Here is a 16,434-nt window from a genome sequence, read left to right as displayed (position 1 = left end):
GTCACCTTCACCGCATGCTCGACCAGGAACGGGATCCCCCGCCATTCGAACAGGAAGGCCGAGGCCATCGCGGCCAGGCCGACCGAGAGGCGAACGGCGCTCGGCAGCAACCGACCGCGGTCCTCCTCGGCGCTCGGCCTCGGCCCGGGGTCGGGCCGCCGATCGACCAGCGCCAGGCCGTTGGGCAGCGACGCCTCGAATCGGACGAACCCCGGCCGATGGCCGAGCGAGGCCCCGACGTGATGGTCGTACACCTTCACGCCGAATGTGACCGCCGCGATCGACGCCAGGAACCGGAGCAGCCGATGTTCCGCCGGCACGATCCATGGCGCCGCCAGCACCCCGGCCAGCACCACGACCAGGACGCCCGTCCTCGCCCGGGGCCCCAGGCCCATCGCCGGGTAATAGAGCGACGCGATCAGGAACCCCGCCCCCAGGGACGCCAGCAACGACAGGATGTTCATGTTCGCCTCGCGATGGCACCCTCCCCAGCGATCGCCCCCGATCGAGGACGGACGCGGGGACCGGCCCTCCTGCGACAATTGTAGGATGGCCGCAGTGCGTTGCAAGTGACCGGCTGGGCGCTGTGATGCCTCGCCCGATCGGGCTACCATGGAGGGCGTCGCGATCTCGGGGAAACACTCCTGAACGAGGCGGATCCATGTCGACCGGCTTGCCAGAGGGCCTCGACCATCTGCCCCCCATGCCCGAGGGTCGGGATCTGGGGATCGGCGTCGTGGGGGCGGGGTTCATCGTCCGGGATTGCCACCTCGTCTCCTACGCCGACGCCGGATTCCGGGTCGTCGGGCTGACCTCCCGGACCCGGGCCACCGCCGAGGAGGTCGCCGCACTGCGGGGCGTCCCGGAGGTGTTTGACTCGGTCGAGGCCCTGCTCGACGACCCCGGGGTCGACGTCGTCGACGTCGCCGTCCCCCCCCTGGCCCAGCTGGAGATCATCCGACGGATCGTCTCCCACCCGAGGACCCCCAAGGGCATCCTCGCGCAGAAGCCGCTGGCGATGACGATCGGCGAAGCCCGAGAGCTCGTCGAGTCCTGCGAGCGGGCGGGGGTCGTCCTGCAAGTCAACCAGAACATGAGGTACGACCATTCGGTCCGCGCCCTGAAGACGCTGATCGACCGGGGCGCCCTGGGCGACCCGGTCCTGGCGACGATTGACATGCGGGCGATCCCCCACTGGATGCCCTGGGCCGAGGGCTTGCGGTCGCTCTCCACCTTCATCATGAGCATCCACCACCTGGATACCCTCCGCTACTGGCTCGGCGACCCGGCCCGGGTCCTCGCCAGCACCCGGCCCGACCCGAGGACCAGCTTCCCGCACGCCGACGGCATCAACCTGACCATCCTCGAATACGACGACGGGGCCCGGGCCTGCTCCATCGACGACGTCTGGGCCGGCCCCGCCCGGGAGGGGGCCGCGCCCGACATCGGCATCCGCTGGCGGTTCGAGGGCACGAAGGGGGCGGCCCTCGGCACCATCGGCTGGCCAGGCTGGCCGGATCGGGTGCCGAGCACGATCGACTACACCACCGTCGACGACGGCATCTGGCACCGCCCCCGATGGCCCGAGGCGTGGTTCCCCGACGCCTTCGCCGGCCCGATGGCCGGCCTGATGATCGCCCTGGAGTCGGGCTCGGAGCCCGACATCTCCGGCCGGGACAACCTCGGCACCGTCGCCCTCTGCGAGGCGGTCCTCCGCGCCTCCTCCGAGCACCGCGCCGTCGGGTTGACCCCCTGAGCCCCCTCCCGTCCGCCGAATCGTGCAGAACCCTCCGGATGACAATATGAGCGCGACGCGATCCGTCTTCATCGGCACCGACAGCGGCGCCACCACCTCCAAGGTCGGGGCCGTCTGGGACGACGGCACCACCGTCTCCACGCGGCTGCTCCAGCACCCGACCAACTCCCAGGAGGGGCCCGCCGCGGTCGTCCGGGGCTGGGTCGAGGCGGTCGACTCCTTCCTGGCGCAGCAGCAGGTCGACTGGGACCGGGTCCAGGGCGTCGGCCTCGCCATCCCCGGCCCGTTCCGGCGCTACGGGGTGCTCGACCGCTCGGCGAACCTGCCCGGGAGCTTCGCCGGGTTCGACGTGCACACGGCCTACGCGACCGCCCTCTCCGAGAAGGCCGGGCGGCCGGTCCCGGTGACCGTCGGCAACGACGGCGACCTCGGCGGCGTGGGAGAGGCCCAGCGCGTCCGGGGCTCCGGCACCGGCAGCGTGGTGATGCTCGCCCCCGGCTCGGGCCTCGGCTGCGCCTACATCGACGGCCGGGGACTGCCCCTCTCCGGGGACTCGCTGGCCGGGATGGAGGGCGGGCATATGCCCTCGCCGCTCCAGGTGCTCGGCGTCCCGGCGTATCCCTGCGGCTGCGGCCGGACCTGGGGCTGCGTCGAGGTCTACACCACCCTCGCCGGCCTCCCCCACCTGCTCGGCGCGAAGCTGGAGGAGCATCCCGACCACGAACTCGCCCGCTCCGACCGGCCCATGAAGGAACGTGCCTTCGCCCTCCGGGGCCTGGCGCAGAAGGGGGACGAGCTGGCGCTGTCGATCTTCGGCTTCCAGGCCAGGGCCCTCGGCCTGCACGTCGCCAACCTGGCGATGGCGCTCGACCCCTCCTACGTGGTCATCGGCGGCGGCCTGATGGACCCGGAGGCCACCTCCGACGAGTTCCGCAGCCGTTACCTGCAGGTCGTCCGCGAGAGTGCCGCCCCGTTCCTGTTCCCCTCACAGCGGGCCGGGATGAGCATCGTCCCGGCCACCCTGGGCGACCTCTCCCAGGCCATCGGCGCGGCCCTGGTCGCCCTCTACCGCAGCCGGGCCTGATCGGCCCCGACGCCGGTCGGGCGGGTCCGCCTGGCGTGACCCCCCGACGGCGGCGGAGGCATGGGCGCGATCGACGGGCCCGGCTCAGATCGTCTGGTCCCCGCCGAAGGAGGTGCGGCCCTTGGTGTGCCCGAGCCGGCCGAACGTGCTGTCGAGCACCCGCTCCAGCCGCTCGGCGGCGCCGCTGATGGCCTCCTCGACCGAGGCGGCGTCGTGGCTGGCCACCAGCGGCTGGTGCCCGGAGACCCTCGCCTCCATCATGCACCGGATGTCGATGCCGGACTTCGCCGAGCTGTTCACGTCGTTGACGTGGACCTCGACCCGGGTGATCTGCTCGCCGAATCGGCCGAGGGTGTGCTCGACCTCGGCCTTGACGGCCTCGGCCAGCTCGGCGTTCCCGTGGACGTAGTTGTTCGTGGTCAGCTCGACGTGCATGTCGTCCTCCTGGCACCCCCGGGCGGTCGGGCCCGGGGGGCGGTCTTCGAGTGTGTCGAGCGCCCTCCCGCCGCCGACCCGAGGGCGGGACGGGGGCTCGTCGACGGCCCGATCAGTTCAGCGATCGGCGTGCCGCAGCGAGGTCGCCAGCAGGATCGCCATCTCCTGCCGCTGGATCCTTCGGAGTGCGACGGCCTCCGGCGACCCCGATCCGGCCGAAGTGCAGGCGTCGATGAAGGCGAATGGATCCCATCCGTCTCGGCAGAGGCGGGCGGCCAGGGCGCCGTCGCCCAATTCCAGCAGGATCGGCCGGGCGGCCCCGGCCAGCTCGTCGAAGTCCGGGACGCGGCCGACCCGCCGGAACCAGTACGAGGCGTTCCCCGGATCCGGCTCCCGGCGGTGGGCGATCCCGTGCCAGTACCGTGAGGTGGTCCGCTCCCCCCGGTCGTCGGCCTCCTGGGCGGCCGTGTGGCTCGGCTCCCAGGAGTCGAGGATCTGGAGCAGGCCCGCCAGCAGCGCCAGCAGGCTCGGCCGGTCGGCGTCGGGGAACAGGGCGACGAGGTTGCGCTCGGACGTCGCCGAGACCAGCCTCGGCCTCCCCGGCGTCGACCGGACCAGCCCCGGCCCGTCGTCGGGCCCCGGGCCAAGCCCCGCGGCGGCGATCGCCGCCACCACGTCCCCGGCATGCAGGCCGAGCGACCGCCGGACGGCCTCGGCATTCTCCCCCGCCTCCAGGCGGTCGACGACCTCGGCCACCGCCACCCCGGGACCGGCCAGGACCGGCCCGTCCCCTCGGTCTTCGACTCGATCCAACATCCCCGGCATGGCTCGCGGCCCTCCTCAACGCTCCCCGCCCGCGATCTTCGTGCCGAGGAGGGCCGCTGTCAATCCATTCACTCCCCCGAAGCCGGCCCGGCCTGCTCCGCCAGGCTCGCCAGGTCGGGGACGGCGTCGAACGGCTGGAGCGTCGTCTTCGGCAGGGAGAAGTCGTGGACCAGGGCCCCGGTCGTTCCGACGAAGAAGCTGCGATGGTCGGCCACGTCGATATTGTAGACCGGTTGTTCTTGCCCGTCCTCGATCGACTCGACCCGGGCGACCCCCCCGAGCATCCGGATCGGATCCCCGACCCGAAGGTCGCGGGCCATCACCCAACCCCGTCCGGCGACCCAGAAGCGGTGGAACTCGCTGGAGACGATCGTCTCCCCTCCGATCCCGACGTCGAACGTGGCGCTCGACGGAGTGTAGTGAACGTCAACCACCGGCCGATAGTCGAGCAGTCCCGAACCCGGGTCCTGGCTCAACACGAGGTCGCCCACCTCGATCGCCTCGATCGGCTCGATGCCGTCGGCCGTCCGCACGAGGGTGCCCTTGCCGAAGCAACTGGACGTCACTCGGACCACCGCGGCCGGCTGGTCGAAGACGCCGACCGGCAGCGGCCTCGGCTGCACCGAGACGACATCCGTGAAGGTCGAGCCCCCGTTCGCCGGGCGAGGCAGCACCTGCCTCATGCCGATCTGGTTGATATACCAGGCCCGCCATGCCTCCGGCTCGACCCCTTTCCGCACGCCGGCCGCCTCCTCCAGCACCGGGACGACCCGTTCGTTGAGTCGCTTGATCGGTGCGTTGTACGCCTCGATCGCCGCCACGTCGCGCGCGAGCTGACTTTGCACCGTCTCGGCGGCCTGCCGGGCCTCGATGACTGCCTGGCCTACAGGGATCTCCACGGACCTTATGCCAGTGATGTAGGTACCCGCCCTGAGTCTCGTTCTCCCGACGTTAATTGTGGCATCGAACGGCATATTACTTCGGTGTTCAAGTTGGTTCCGGAGCGCCGTTTCGGCCAGGCCCCGATCGACCCCGACACGCTCCAGTTGCTCGATAAAATCCTCGCGATCGCCCGGTGCTGGCGCTAGTGGTTGGGGTGGGAGGAACGGCACGATTCCCACGGGGAGCCAATCGGAGTACTGAAATTGCCGCCGTAAAACCGGTAGCCCGTCCGGCCCGAGGACGACCTGGTCTCCCGGCAGGATCGGCACTTGAGGCGCCGACGGCGCGGCGTAAACTCGGCGGCGATTATACCGCTCCCCCTCCACGAACAGCTCACCCGCCGATCCCGGCCCGGCCACGGGCCGGACGCTGTACTGGATTGGCCTGCGGATCATGCCGATCAGCAGGTCGGCCCACTCGCGGGCGTCCCTCCGCTTGAGCGTCTCGGTGGCGATCCGGCGGACCTCCGCGTCCTGGGTGAAGACGGCCAGGGTCGCCAGGGCCCGGGAGGCGTCCCTCGCGTCGATCTGGCCGAGCACCTGGGCGGCGGCCGGCTGATCGGCATAACGGCCGGTCACGAGGGTCGACCAGGCCGCCGGCACCAGCAGCGGATGATCGACGGTCGCCAGCCCGGCGATCGCCTCGCCGCGGCGGGCGGGGTCCTTGAGCATCCGGGCCCATTGCTCCAGGCGGGGGAGCCACTCGGCCTCGGCGGCGTCCCGCGCCTCGGCCTCGGCCCGCTCGGCGGCGATCTGGGCGTCGGTCATCCACCGGCCGCCCCGCTTCTTGTAGCCGATCCGCTTCCAGGCGGCCTCCCGACTCGGGTCGATCCGGGTGACGGCGCTGAAATGGGCCAGCGCCTCGTCGGCCAGGCCGTTCTGCTCGCACCAGAGGCCCAGATCCCAGTGGGCCTCGGCGGTCTGGTCCATGCGGGACCTCCGGCCCTCGTACTCCTCACGGAGCGCGACGCGATTGGCGTCCTGGTCGGGGCCGGGGAAGGCGTCGGAGGGGCGACGCCACGACTCCCCCCGGCGGATCTGCCCCATCAGGCCCCGGGCCCCCTCGTGATCCGGGTCGATCAGGACCGCCAGCGCCAGGTGGTGGCTCGCCCGGGACGGACGCCCGTTGGCCTCGCACCAAAGGGCCAGCGCCACCTGGGCGTCGGCGTCCCGGCCGGCCTCCTCGCTGGCGGCCCGGTAGGCCTCGTCGTCGGCCGGGGTCACCTGCCCCGGGGAATCTCCTCCGATCGCCAGGCCGAGGCCGACCAGCAGCATCGGGCCGATCGCGGTCGCGCTCATCATGGCACTCCTCCGGGTGTCGGGAACCGGGCCATTGCGGCCGTCGCCGGGCGATTCGCGACGCGTCGCGCCGCGTCGCCCCATCCGCCAGGGTAATAGACGCCATCGCGGTCCCCGGCGTTCAATCCCGCACCAGGACCTGCGCCCGGGAACGATTCGGCGACCATTCGGACGTCTGTCCTGCCGACCTCTTTTTGTATCGCCTGGATGCACGCACTCGTCAAGCGATTTCCGGATTTTTCCGCCGGATCGGGCAATCACCGGTAGGGGCGGGGTGAAGAAGGGCCGTTCTCGAGCGGGCCGCCCACCCGCGCGTTCGCCGAGCGATCCGCGGCGGCAGTCCCCCGGATCTTGTGACTGAAAACCGACCTCCCCTCGATGATAAAGAAGAGGAGGGGCGATGGATCGCCCCCGAGCCGATCGCCTCCCGGAGCCCGAGCCGTGCCCCTTCAGTCCGCCGAACCCCGATCGGAGTGCCCCCCCGGTTTCCCGACCGGCGCTCGGGCGGGCGTGCGTGCGTCATCCGATGCGGTCGATCCCCCCGGTCCCGACGCGGCCGGGTCGGCGGCGCGCGACGGTGCGCCGCGACGGAGCGAACCCATTTCGATCGTCGTATCGTTCGTCCTGGTTTCGCGTTGCGACCAGATCCAGGGGCCCGCGATCGGCGCACCGTCCGCGTCCGGGCCGCGTCCGGACCGGCTCGATCCCCGCGCCCGTCGCCGTCGTGATTTCCCGGGTCGGTCCCGCGCCGGCCTCCCTGTCGGGGGTGGCGGATCTCGGCCGGTGCGCCGCGACGGAGCGAACCCATTTGATCTTCCGCAATCGGATGGGAGAATGGAGGTTAAGGCTCCCGGACCTGGCGCACGACCGGCGCACCGGCCCGATCCCGACCGCCCGGGGAGGACCACGGACCTCGGCCGCCGCCCCGGGGTGGGGAGTCAGCGGCCACACCCACCGGGGGCCCCGGCACGAGGTTGGCAGTCGGCCCGGTTGGTGCCGGGAGCCGGTCGGGCGGGGAGGAGGGGGGAGGCGTGGAACGTCGGGCGGGTCGCCGCCCCGGGAGTCTCGGAATGGACGAGCAGCCGCCGAAGATCACGCTGTTGCAGCGCCGGGAGATCGAGGCCCGGATCGTGGCTCCGATCATCGCCGCCGTCCGCGAGGAGCTGGGAGAGGAGCGGACGCTCGCCCTGCTGGAGCGGGTCGTCGGGCAGCTCGCCCGGGACTCGGGGGCCGAGCTGGCCCGGTCCTGCGGGGAGGCGGGCCTTCCCGGCTTCGCCACCTCGCTCGACCGCTGGACCGAGGGCGGGGCGCTGGAACTCCGGGTGATCGAGCAGTCGGACGACCGGCTCGACTTCGACGTGACCCGGTGCCGCTATGCCGAGATGTACCACCGACTCGGCCTCGGGGAACTGGGCTCCCGCCTCTCCTGCTGCCGGGACGCGGCGCTGGCGGCGGGGTACGACCCCCGGATCGAGCTGTCCCGGACTCAAACGATCATGCGGGGGGCCCCGTCCTGCGACTTCCGCTTCCGGAGGAGGCCGGCCGCGGGGCCGGCCGAGCCCGGTGATCGGGCAGCAAGCCCATCGGGGCACACGCCTTGCAATCCCGAGGGCGGCGCGGAACGATAGGCGTTCCGCCTCCACCGGCCGGGGCGACGGACGGGGCCCGATCTCGGGCCCGCCCCGAGGCATCGACGGTGGCCCCATTCGCCCGTCCGATCGAACACGTAACCGCATCGCCCCGCGACGACACCCCGGGCCGCCGGTCCCCGATTCGGGGAGGACCGGGACCCGACGCCCCCCAGCCCCCGGAACAGGGCCCATCCCGACCGCCAGGAGAGGAGGAGAGCCCGTGTCGACCGAGATTCGCGTGGGCGAGGTGTACCTGAACATCGCCGACGACGCCGAGCCCAGCAGCGGCGAGATCGCCACCCAGCGTCGGGTGATGGAGACCGTCGACGACCACCCCCACACCGAGACGATCCCGGCCCTGGCCGACCCGGCCGTCGACCACGTCGACCCGGACTTGCAGGAGCGCCGGACCGACGTCGACGAGAAGCACCGCCGGGTGGTCGAGTTCCTGGACCGCAAGGGCTATGACGCCGCCCTGCTCGGAAGGGCGGACTCGGTCTCCTGGTTCACCTCCGGCGGGGATCTGCGCCAGGATCTCGGCTCGGAGTCGGCCTCGGTCCTGCTGTTCATCAACCGGCAGTCCCGGGCGATCCTGGCCGACAACGTCCAGAGCCCCCGGGTCTTCGAGGAGGAGGTGGCCGGGCTGGGCTTCCACCTGAAGGAGCGCCCCTGGCACGAGCCGGTCGAGACGACCATAGCGGCCCTCAGCCGGACCCGGAAGATCGCCACCGACCTGCCCGGCGTCGAGGGGCTGCGGCCGGAGGCGAACCGGCTGCGGGACCTCCGGATACGGCTCTCGAAGCTGGAGCGGCAGCGGCTCCGCGAGCTGGGCCGCACGCTCACGCTCTGCGTCGAGGCCACCTGCCGGAACTTCGAGCCGGGGGAGACCGAGGCCGACCTGGCCGGGCACCTCGCCCACCGGCTCTTCCGCGAGGGGGTCACGCCGGTGGCCCTGAGCGTCGCCGGGGATGACCGCCACGAGCACTACCGGCGGCCGACCTTCAAGTCGGCCCCGATCCGGAGCCGGGCGGTGATCTCGGCCTCCGGGAGGCGGCACGGCCTGTGTGCCTCGGTCACCCGGATCGTCGCCTTCGGCCCGGTCGACCCCGAGTTCCGGGAGGCGCACACGATCGCCTCGATGGTCAACGCCACGGCCATCTACTTCTCCCGGCCGGGGCAGCCCGTCTCCGAGGTCTTCCGGCGGGTCCGACGCATCTACGAGAAGTTCGGCCGTCCCCACGAGTGGACCCTCGCCGACCAGGGCTCGGTCGTCGGCTACTCCCCGAGCGAACTGCCGTTGCTGCCCGACGCGGGCTTCGTCCTGCACCCGGACCTGGCCCTGGCCTGGTGCCCCAGCGTCGGCCCGGCCCGCTCGGAGGATACCGTGGTGGTCGACCACCGGGGCTTCGAGGTCGTCACCGAGGCCCAGCGCTGGCCGAAGCTGGAGGTGATGGTCAAGGGCTTCAACCTCCCCCGGCCCGGCATCCTGGAGCGTTGATGTCGGCCGACATCCGCATATCGTAACCTTGAATTGAGGAAGGGCTTCGAGGCCGGTTTCCGGGCCGAACCCGGCCCCGATGCCGCCCACCCTTTCATGGGAGGGCCCGATTTCGCCGAACAAGGAGTCGGGGACCCCCGGGCGGTTCCGACACGATTAAGGGCGGGCCCGGACCGAATCTCCGGGCTTCGCCCCCGGCGGCGAACTACCCGAGTCCGCGCGACGAACCTAGAATGAAGGTGTTCGTTCCGCAGGAAAGGGACTCCTCGACCATGCAATTGTCCTGGAAGCTCGGCCGGGTCGCCGGCATCGACCTCTACTTGCACGCCACGTTCCTCGCGATGATGGGCGTGCTGGCGATGACGCACCACGGGCTCCAGGCCGTGCTGATGGTCACGGCGCTGTTCGGCTGCGTGCTGCTGCACGAACTCGGCCACGCGCTGATGGCCCGGCGATTCGGCATCCCGACCGAGCACATCACCCTCTACCCGATCGGCGGCGTCGCCCGCCTGCACCGGATGCCCCGCGAGCCGGCGGCCGAGCTGCTGATCGCCCTGGCCGGGCCGGCGGTCAACGTCGCCATCGCGCTGGCCCTGTTCCTGATCCGGATCGCCCTGGGGGCGGTCTCCCCCGCCCTGACCACGGGGCTGCCCGGGCTGCTGATCCGGGAGCTGCTGGTGGTCAACGTCCTGCTGGCCGGGTTCAACCTGATCCCCATCTTCCCGATGGACGGCGGCCGGGTGCTCCGGGCCCTGCTCAGCGCCCCGCTCGGCCGGCTGAGGGCGACGGTGATCGCCGCGACCCTCGGCCAGGTGCTGGCGATCCTCGCCGGGGTGGCCTGCCTGGTGGCGGTGGTCCTGCTCCGGGAGCCGTTCCTGCTGATGCAGGTCGCCCTGGCCGCCTTCATCTACCTCGCCGCCGGGGCCGAGCTGGGCCAGGTCCGGGCCGAGGAGGATCCCCTGCCCACCCCCGTCGACGCCCCGGCCGGGTACTCCTGGATCTACCGGGGCAACGGCGTCTGGCAGCTCGCCCCGGTCATCCTGCTCGACGAGCCCGATCACCGTCCCTATCGGGGGGCCCGGCCTTGGTTCTGAGCCCCGGGGCCGGCTCCGAGCCCGAGTCCCGCCCGGTCCCGATCGTCGAGCTGGGCGTGGCCGAGGCGTACGACCTGCTCCTCCATCGCTTCGGCCGGACCGACCTCCCCCCGCTCGACGCCATCGAGAACGAGGACTGGGGCCGGGACGCCCTGCTCTCCCGGTTCCTCGAGCTCTCCGCCGCCGACCTCCTGGCCGCCGGCCTCACCTGGGACGAGCCCGAGCCCGAGCCCGGCGGATGAGTCCATCCCCGAGGCGGCCGGCCGATCGCGCCGGGGACAGGCTCAGGGGATCTCCTCGACCAGCACCTCGACGCTGGCGAGGTCATCCAGGCCCCCCACGTCGGCCAGGACGACCTCGACGGTGTTGACCGGCGTCGTCCCCGGGCCTCCAGCCGATGGTCCGGGGTCGACCACCCGCAAGTCGGCATCGGTCCCGAACTTCCGGGCCCAGGGCTCGGGCATCGGGGCGAAGTACAGGACGGTCCCGGCGGGGAGCAGGTCCTCGACCCGGCTGGTCATGCGGAGCTGCGAGACGACCACCGGCGCCAGCCCAGCCAGGGCGACCCCCAGCACGGCGAAGGCCACCTGCACTTCCAGGTAGGTGGAGCCCGCCCTCCGGCCCGTTCGATCGCCGAGGAAGGCCCTCCTCATCGTCCCAGTCCCGCCTCGAATCGCCCGACGGACCACCCGCCCCGCCCCGAGCCCGGACGACGAGCCGACCCCCGCCTCGTCGAGGCCCGGCCGGCGATCGGCGCCGGGGGCCCTCGACGGGCGGGGTCTCTGCCATCGGGATCGGTGTGACGGGCCCATGGTCCAAGTCTAGGTCGCACTCCCCGGGGGTGACGGCCTCGCCCGCCGCCGCCACTGCCGGCCCGGGGCCCGCCGAATGATCCCTCGGCCATCGGTCAGCGGCCCGACACGGAGCGCCCCCTGCTCGGGGGCAGGAAGACGGCCCGCTCGGTCGAGAGGCCGAGCCGGTTGGTGACCCGGAGCGTGGCGACCCGGCCCCGGGTCGAGGGGTCGGGGTCGTCCCCGGTGATGGCGGCCCTCGGGCCGTCGGCGTCGGCCCGGAAGGCCCCCTGGCCGGGGAGGCGGTCGAAGTCCCAGGCGTAGGTCAGCCCGGCGTGTCGGGCCTGCCGGGGCCCCCGGGGGGCGGCGAACGCGAACCGGCCGCCCGGCCCGCCGACCGCGGCCACCGACGGCGTCAGGTCGCCGACGATCGCCCCCTTGATCGCCTGGTGCCCCAGCGCGTTCGGGTGCAGCGTCCCGCTGGTGTGCAACGGGCCGGTCAGCCCCACCGGCCCCTGGTAGAGCGAAGACTCCCGGGCCGTCCTCAGGAAGCGGAGGTTGCCGATCGCGTCGGCGGACCGGGGGGCGTCGTAGCCGTGGCCGGTGAAGGCGTCGGCGACGTTCGTCAGGTAAGTCCAGCCGTTGGCCGCCGCCCCCTGGCGGGCCAGGGCGTTCAGGGGGGCCAGGATCGACTGCGAGACGAAGAAGGACTCCGTGGCCGAGACCTCCGCCGGCGGCAGGATGTCGAAGATCGCCGGGCCCCACCAGGGGATCGTGAACGGCTGGCCCGTGTTCGGATTCGCGAACGTCTTGAAGATCCGGGTCGGGTCCGGGTACTCGGTGATGAACGTCGCGTCGACCGCGACCCCCGAGCCCACGATCGCCCGCTGGACGCTCCCGTAACCGGCCGGCAGCAGGGCCGCCAGGGCGTTGAAGCCCGCCCGGACCAGCCCCAGCGCCGTCGACTGCGAGATCACCGCCTGGGCCCTCGACAGGACCGCCGGCAACTGCCCCGGCGCGAAGGCCGAGACCTCCCCCAGCACGTCCGTCACCGTCACGTCGCCGATCACCAGCCCGGCGGCCAGCGTCGTGAAGCCGACGTCGTTGCCCCCCAGGGAGATGAACAACTGGTCGACCGTCCGGGATCCGACGATCGCCGGGATCAACTCCGTCTGCGGCGTCAGCCGATAGCTCGGATCCTCGAGCCCGAAGGCCGGCACCGCCCCGATCGTCGTCTGGGTGGTCGCGCCGCTCTGGGAGACGTGGACGAACGTGACCGAGGAGTGCGGGTCGGATCGCTCCAGTTGCAGGGCGTACTGGGCCGTGGCGGCCGCGGTCGAACGGTGCGACTGACGGTTGTCCTCCGTCATGTCCAGCCCGAAGGGCGTCGGCCCGTAGAAGCCGTCCGCGCCGTCGGACCAGAGCGCCTCGCCCGTCTGCGAGAGGAACGGCGAGGCCGCCACGAAGGCGATCGCCGGCTCGGTCTGGTTGAGGTCGCTGTCGAGGAGGTAGGGGATCGTGCCCGACGGGAACTCGCCGGGCAGCGAGAGCCCCTGCACCCGCTCCGGATTCCCCTCCCCGGAGCTGTAGCTGTCCCCGATGCTGACGATCAGGATGTCCCGGACGCCAACCGGCTGGGTCACCCGGTCCGTGACCACCCCGCCGACGCTCCGCTCGAAGGTGGTCGTGTACACGCCGGCCGGGAGGCTGGTCGTGGGCAGGTCCCCCGAGGCGATCTGCGCCGCGGTCCGGGTGACGACCGTCGGATCGCCCCCCGCCGTCGACGCCATCGACCACGAGTAGGTCGTTTCCGGGTCCGGATCCGGGTCGTCGAGCACCGAGAAGCTCAGCGAGAGGGTCGCCGGCTGGGCGTAGGTGGCCGTGTTGGGCAGGTCGATCAGGCCGTTGTCGTTCAGGTCGCGCCCGAACCGCTCGGCCATCGCGTAGTCGAACCCGACGGAGAGCAGCTCCCGTGGCTCCAACGCCTCGACGACCCATCGCGCCCTTCGCCCCAGACTCCGCCGCCGGTTGCTCGGATACATCGCCGCTCGTCTCCCGGGTGATTCGACCACGTGGTCAGGCCGTCACCATTTCGCCAGGTTCGCCAGCTTGACGCAACCGGGCAGGGGAGACGACGCCGACGGTCGGACCCGGGATTCTCGGTCCGCCTCCGATTGGGAGACCCGACCGGGCGGGGCGAGGGCCGGACGGGGGCGGTCCGGACGGGTCAGTCGTCCCCGACGACCCGGATGACCTCGACCGTCTGGCCATCCTGGCGTCGGACGATCGCCACGAGCGTGCCGCTGGTGCAGACCTGCATCTCGGACGCGATGCCGTCGTCGGTGGGTCGGTCGGCCTCGGCCTCGGCCGGGGGCCGGGAGTCTTGGGGATGCGGCCCGGCGTCCGGCGCGGAAATCGGGGGTGGGGTGGGGTCGATCGGGCAAACGAGATTCATCGGTCTGTCTTCCCTGGTGAGGATTCGAGGGCGTGGGCGGCCCGAGTCGTCGGCCCGCCGGAGGCGGCGGGCCGACCGGCGGCCGGAGGTGGGTCGTCGGGGCGATCGACCAAGCGTCTCAGGACGAGTCGCCGGCGAGGGCGTCGAGGCGACGCTCGACGGCCCTCGGGACGGGTCGGGTCGATCGACCTGGGGGGCGGCCCCGGGCGGTGGGGTGGGGCATCGTCCCCGGGACTCCGTTCATCCCGCGGAGGGATTCGACGGGGCTCCAACCCCGGCCCTCCCCGGACTCCAGTTGGTCCCCGGGCCCGGGGACCGGACAGCTTTCGGTCCGGATCGGGTCATTGTCTGAAGAATTGCATGTTTCGTGCCCAGGCTCCTCCCGAGCGGCGGTTTCGGGCGACCGGGGCGACCGGCAAGGGGGGATGTCGACGACCCTCCCGCCATCGACCGGGGCCCGGTGGCGGGGTAACCTGGGGCGTCCGGTCCCCTCGATCACCGCCCGGGACCCGGAGCATTCGACCCGACGACGCCCGCACCGAGCCGAACTTGCCATGCTCCGACTGCTCCTGATCCTGCCCCCGGCCGTCCTCGCCCTTCCCGGACCCGAGGGGGCCTCGACCTACCGGGTCGACCGCACCCGGCTCGACGACCCGGGTGCGAGGCCCAGGATCGTCGTCCGGGTCGAGGACGACCGGTCGACCGCCGACTCCCCCCTGCCCCTCCCCGTCCGGGCGATCGTGACGGCCGAGGACGGCAGCCATCCCGACGGCTCCGGCCGGGGGACCTACGACGACGGCCGGTTCTTCGCCGAGGGCGGATTCACCGTCGAGGTCCCCCCCGGGGAGACGACGCTCTCCCTCCGGAGCGGCCCGAACTACGCCCCGCTGGAGTTCGAGGTCGACGCCGAGCCGGGGACGCAGTCCGAGGTGTTCGCCCGGCTCCACCGCTGGTTCGCCCCCGAGGACCTCGGCTGGTTCGGCGGGGACAACCACGTCCACGCCCAGCACGACTCCTCGGCGGCCGTCGCCACCGACCTGGCCTACACCGCGTTGCAGGCGAGGGCGAACGGCCTGAGCTTCGTCACCGAGGCCGGGTCGAACGTCGATTACTCCGACCTCGACCGGCTCTCCACCGGGGGCTTCCTCCTCCGGTACGCCCCCGAGCTGCGCCCCGGGCCGTTCGTCGGCCACCTGAACACACCCGGGCTCACCCCGCCGTTCCCGGCGGGGGAGCTGGCCCGGCTGATCGATCGCCCGTTGCCGGCGCAGGCGATCGTGGATGCCGTGCACGACCGGGGCGGGGCGGTGATCCACACCCACCCGATGACGCCCCCCCACCAGGTCCACTGGATGGGGGCCGCCGAGTTCCTCTCCGACGCCGCATCGGGGCACACCGCCGACGCCCTCGACCTCGACGGCCAGGCCGCCGAGCTGCTCTGGTCCGCCGCCCTGAACCTGGGCAATCGCGTGGCCGCCAGCGGCTCCACCGACTCCGCCCTCGGCCGCACCCGGACCCCCTCCCCGGGCGACCGCCGGGTCTACGTCCGGGCCGACCGCCTGGATCTCCCGGCGATCTCGGCCTCGATCCGGGCCGGCCGCACCTTCGCGTCGAACGGGGGGCCGGTGTTCGCGTTCCTGGCGGTCGATGGCCGGGGCCCCGGCGAGCGCCTCCCCGTCGGCCCGGCCCCCAGGGAGATCCGGGCCGAGGTCCGCAGCCTGAACCCGCTCCGGTCCGTCCGACTCATCCGCCGGGGGGTCGAGGTCGAGTCGTTCGACGTGGCCGGCCGATCCGGGACGGTCGTGATCGAGGCGACCGCGCTCGACGGCCCCTCGCCCCCCTGCTGGTACGCCCTCCGGGCCGAGGACGACCGGGGCCACTGGGCGATGACCAGCCCCGTCCACGTCGGCCCCCGGGTCGAGCCGGGGGCGATCGACGCCTCGGCGATGGTCCTCCAGGTCGCCAACGCGACCCGGTTCATCGAGCTGCGCCGGGCGTTCTTCGCCCACCTGATCGTCACCGTCGATCCCGGCGACCGGCTCGAATCGGTCGAGCTGCTCCGGGACGGCGAGGTGCTCCGCCGCTTCTCCCCCGAGGACGGGGACGAGCGATTCGAGGGGAAGGTCCCGGTCACCGAGATCGACGGCGAATACGGCCCCGGCTGGTCCTGGTTCCCGTCCGCCGCCGCCCCGCACCATTTCCAGGCCGACTGGCCCGTCGCCTCCCCCGGCTGGTACGGCCTCCGGGCCACCACCGCCGACGGCCGGGTCCTCCGCTCCGACGAGCTTCGCTTCGACGGCCCGACCGGCGCCAGCCGGGCCACCTCAGTCGCCCACCTCGACGGGCCCGGCACCCGGTTCGTCCACCACGGCCACGGCGAGGAGATGCCCCTGGAGTCGATCGCCCTGCCCTTCGAGGGAGATCACTGGTGGTACCCCGACCGGACCTTCTGGCGGGTGCGGGCCACCTTCGACGGCCAGGCCCGATCCGTCGGCGGCGGCCCGAATCCGGACGCCCGGGGCCTGTTCCGCCCCCCCGCCGACTGATGCGGGGCGGGGAATCCCCGGGAATCGGGCCCGCCACCCCGGGGCAGGGCCTCGGAGGCCGAAAAAATTCGGACGGATC

At 72.6% G+C, this 16,434-nt stretch carries 13 protein-coding genes; 7 read left to right on the top strand and 6 right to left on the bottom strand.

Annotation, left to right across the window (positions count from 1 at the left end; genetic code table 11):
* Nucleotides 1-661: 661 nt before the first annotated feature.
* A complete protein-coding gene (locus ElP_RS18760) occupies nucleotides 662-1,756 on the top strand; it encodes a Gfo/Idh/MocA family protein (protein ID WP_145271874.1) in 1,095 nt (364 codons plus the stop codon).
* Between the two features lie 46 nt (nucleotides 1,757-1,802).
* On the top strand, nucleotides 1,803-2,840 hold the full coding sequence (locus ElP_RS18755) for an ROK family protein (protein WP_145271872.1): 1,038 nt from the start codon (nucleotides 1,803-1,805) through the stop codon (nucleotides 2,838-2,840).
* Nucleotides 2,841-2,924: 84 nt separating this feature from the next.
* Here ElP_RS18755 and ElP_RS18750 read toward each other — a convergent pair whose 3' ends face one another.
* The 3 genes from ElP_RS18750 to ElP_RS18740 all read right to left on the bottom strand — a co-directional run bounded on the left by ElP_RS18750 (nucleotide 2,925) and on the right by ElP_RS18740 (nucleotide 6,343).
* The gene (locus ElP_RS18750) at nucleotides 2,925-3,275 is read right to left on the bottom strand and encodes an HPF/RaiA family ribosome-associated protein (RefSeq protein WP_145271870.1); all 351 of its coding nucleotides are present in this window, start codon (nucleotides 3,273-3,275) and stop codon (nucleotides 2,925-2,927) included.
* A 117-nt stretch (nucleotides 3,276-3,392) separates the two neighbouring features.
* Nucleotides 3,393-4,091, bottom strand: a complete 699-nt coding sequence (locus tag ElP_RS18745; RefSeq protein ID WP_145271868.1) for a hypothetical protein — start codon at nucleotides 4,089-4,091, stop codon at nucleotides 3,393-3,395.
* A 77-nt stretch (nucleotides 4,092-4,168) separates the two neighbouring features.
* A complete protein-coding gene (locus tag ElP_RS18740; protein ID WP_145271867.1) occupies nucleotides 4,169-6,343 on the bottom strand; it encodes a polymorphic toxin-type HINT domain-containing protein in 2,175 nt (724 codons plus the stop codon).
* A 1,067-nt stretch (nucleotides 6,344-7,410) separates the two neighbouring features.
* Between ElP_RS18740 and ElP_RS18735 the strand changes: the two genes are divergently transcribed.
* From ElP_RS18735 to ElP_RS18720, 4 genes are all read left to right on the top strand, one after another.
* Nucleotides 7,411-7,968 (top strand): L-2-amino-thiazoline-4-carboxylic acid hydrolase, encoded by a 558-nt coding sequence (locus ElP_RS18735; protein WP_145271865.1) that lies wholly within the window; start codon nucleotides 7,411-7,413, stop codon nucleotides 7,966-7,968.
* Nucleotides 7,969-8,191: 223 nt separating this feature from the next.
* A complete protein-coding gene (locus ElP_RS18730) occupies nucleotides 8,192-9,469 on the top strand; it encodes a M24 family metallopeptidase (RefSeq protein ID WP_231749176.1) in 1,278 nt (425 codons plus the stop codon).
* A 272-nt stretch (nucleotides 9,470-9,741) separates the two neighbouring features.
* Nucleotides 9,742-10,563: a site-2 protease family protein gene (locus ElP_RS18725; RefSeq protein ID WP_145271863.1), complete on the top strand. Its 822-nt coding sequence runs from the start codon at nucleotides 9,742-9,744 to the stop codon at nucleotides 10,561-10,563.
* Nucleotides 10,554-10,805, top strand: coding sequence for a hypothetical protein (locus tag ElP_RS18720; RefSeq protein ID WP_231749175.1), 252 nt, complete (start codon nucleotides 10,554-10,556; stop codon nucleotides 10,803-10,805). Before ElP_RS18725 ends, ElP_RS18720 begins: the two co-directional genes overlap by 10 nt.
* 42 nt (nucleotides 10,806-10,847) lie before the next feature.
* Here the strand turns inward: ElP_RS18720 and ElP_RS18715 are convergent, their stop codons facing one another.
* The 3 genes from ElP_RS18715 to ElP_RS18705 all read right to left on the bottom strand — a co-directional run bounded on the left by ElP_RS18715 (nucleotide 10,848) and on the right by ElP_RS18705 (nucleotide 13,809).
* On the bottom strand, nucleotides 10,848-11,216 hold the full coding sequence (locus tag ElP_RS18715) for a hypothetical protein (RefSeq protein ID WP_145271861.1): 369 nt from the start codon (nucleotides 11,214-11,216) through the stop codon (nucleotides 10,848-10,850).
* Between the two features lie 254 nt (nucleotides 11,217-11,470).
* Nucleotides 11,471-13,396 carry an SGNH/GDSL hydrolase family protein gene (locus ElP_RS18710; protein ID WP_145271859.1) on the bottom strand — a complete coding sequence of 642 codons (1,926 nt, stop codon included), beginning with the start codon at nucleotides 13,394-13,396 and terminating at the stop codon, nucleotides 11,471-11,473.
* A 185-nt stretch (nucleotides 13,397-13,581) separates the two neighbouring features.
* A complete protein-coding gene (locus tag ElP_RS18705) occupies nucleotides 13,582-13,809 on the bottom strand; it encodes a hypothetical protein (RefSeq protein ID WP_145271857.1) in 228 nt (75 codons plus the stop codon).
* A gap of 554 nt (nucleotides 13,810-14,363) precedes the next feature.
* On the opposite strand from ElP_RS18705, the gene ElP_RS18700 reads away from it, so the two are divergent.
* Nucleotides 14,364-16,355: a CehA/McbA family metallohydrolase gene (locus ElP_RS18700; protein WP_145271855.1), complete on the top strand. Its 1,992-nt coding sequence runs from the start codon at nucleotides 14,364-14,366 to the stop codon at nucleotides 16,353-16,355.
* Nucleotides 16,356-16,434 lie beyond the last annotated feature (79 nt).

It is taken from the genome of Tautonia plasticadhaerens, from assembly GCF_007752535.1.
Taxonomy (GTDB): Bacteria; Planctomycetota; Planctomycetia; order Isosphaerales; family Isosphaeraceae; genus Tautonia; species Tautonia plasticadhaerens.
The sequence above is the reverse complement of the archived record's forward strand: the minus strand, read 5'-3'. Positions and strand labels throughout refer to the sequence as shown.

Coding starts and splice junctions, on each gene's coding strand:
- ElP_RS18760 (WP_145271874.1), top strand. CDS start 662: ATGTCGACCGGCTTGCCAGAGGGCCTCGACCATCTGCCCCCCATGCCC.
- ElP_RS18755 (WP_145271872.1), top strand. CDS start 1,803: ATGAGCGCGACGCGATCCGTCTTCATCGGCACCGACAGCGGCGCCACC.
- ElP_RS18750 (WP_145271870.1), bottom strand. CDS start 3,275: ATGCACGTCGAGCTGACCACGAACAACTACGTCCACGGGAACGCCGAG.
- ElP_RS18745 (WP_145271868.1), bottom strand. CDS start 4,091: ATGTTGGATCGAGTCGAAGACCGAGGGGACGGGCCGGTCCTGGCCGGT.
- ElP_RS18740 (WP_145271867.1), bottom strand. CDS start 6,343: ATGATGAGCGCGACCGCGATCGGCCCGATGCTGCTGGTCGGCCTCGGC.
- ElP_RS18735 (WP_145271865.1), top strand. CDS start 7,411: ATGGACGAGCAGCCGCCGAAGATCACGCTGTTGCAGCGCCGGGAGATC.
- ElP_RS18725 (WP_145271863.1), top strand. CDS start 9,742: ATGCAATTGTCCTGGAAGCTCGGCCGGGTCGCCGGCATCGACCTCTAC.
- ElP_RS18715 (WP_145271861.1), bottom strand. CDS start 11,216: ATGAGGAGGGCCTTCCTCGGCGATCGAACGGGCCGGAGGGCGGGCTCC.
- ElP_RS18710 (WP_145271859.1), bottom strand. CDS start 13,396: ATGTATCCGAGCAACCGGCGGCGGAGTCTGGGGCGAAGGGCGCGATGG.
- ElP_RS18705 (WP_145271857.1), bottom strand. CDS start 13,809: ATGAATCTCGTTTGCCCGATCGACCCCACCCCACCCCCGATTTCCGCG.
- ElP_RS18700 (WP_145271855.1), top strand. CDS start 14,364: ATGCTCCGACTGCTCCTGATCCTGCCCCCGGCCGTCCTCGCCCTTCCC.